Raw genomic sequence first — 604 nt, 5'->3', positions numbered from 1 at the left:
GAATTAATTTACATGAAATAACCAACAATAAAGCTAATGGCCAAAGGAAAACCTCATAATACCATCATCAAATCATTGACGTTTAAGTGGACACGAATACTATTTAGGTGCTGGAAAACACATACGCCCTACGATGAATCAACTTACTTAACCGCTGTTAAAATTTGCGGTGGAAAGTGAGCTTTAGCGCTTGCTGTCCACCTCAGGGCGTGTTGTTAGCTGTAGATTAGTTGCGGGGGTGTTCGTTACATTGCTGCTTTTTACCAAAAACACCAAACCAAAATGTAAGTTCCAAAGCCACACCTAAAACAATAAAGATAACTATGCCTTGAGAAAATCCGTAGCCATACGAAATAAGAGCGGCTAATAATAAACCCGCCAAAATTATCCATTTGTGTAATATTTTCATAAATCCCTCTTATTAAAACAATTAAGTATCAATTAAATATATGTGAAGAACATTTTTTGAGCAACGGAAAATCTGTAACATTATATAATCACAACAGTACGACAATACAGCTAACGCTCCCATAAGCCGTGAGCTGTGCTGGCACAATTTGTTGCGCCTTTGTTCTTTGCAACAGCGTTGCGAATCAGCTTGATG

The 604-nt window shown here is 37.6% G+C and carries 1 protein-coding gene and 1 pseudogene; one reads left to right on the top strand and one right to left on the bottom strand.

Annotated features, from left to right (window positions below):
* Positions 1 to 39: 39 nt before the first annotated feature.
* Positions 40 to 180, top strand: a pseudogene (locus I6F43_RS20360) (IS110 family transposase); the annotation flags it as partial.
* Positions 181 to 226: 46 nt separating this feature from the next.
* On the opposite strand, the gene I6F43_RS20005 reads toward I6F43_RS20360, so the two are convergent.
* Positions 227 to 409: a hypothetical protein gene (locus I6F43_RS20005; protein ID WP_101217376.1), complete on the bottom strand. Its 183-nt coding sequence runs from the start codon at positions 407 to 409 to the stop codon at positions 227 to 229.
* Between the last annotated feature and the right edge of the window lie 195 nt (positions 410 to 604).

The organism is Pseudoalteromonas sp. NZS71_1, from assembly GCF_015864305.1.
Classification (GTDB): domain Bacteria; phylum Pseudomonadota; class Gammaproteobacteria; order Enterobacterales; family Alteromonadaceae; genus Pseudoalteromonas; species Pseudoalteromonas arctica.
The sequence above is the reverse complement of the archived record's forward strand: the minus strand, read 5'-3'. Positions and strand labels throughout refer to the sequence as shown.

Excerpts from the sequence above, each read along its gene's own strand:
- I6F43_RS20005 (WP_101217376.1), bottom strand. The coding sequence starts at position 409 with ATGAAAATATTACACAAATGGATAATTTTGGCGGGTTTATTATTAGCC.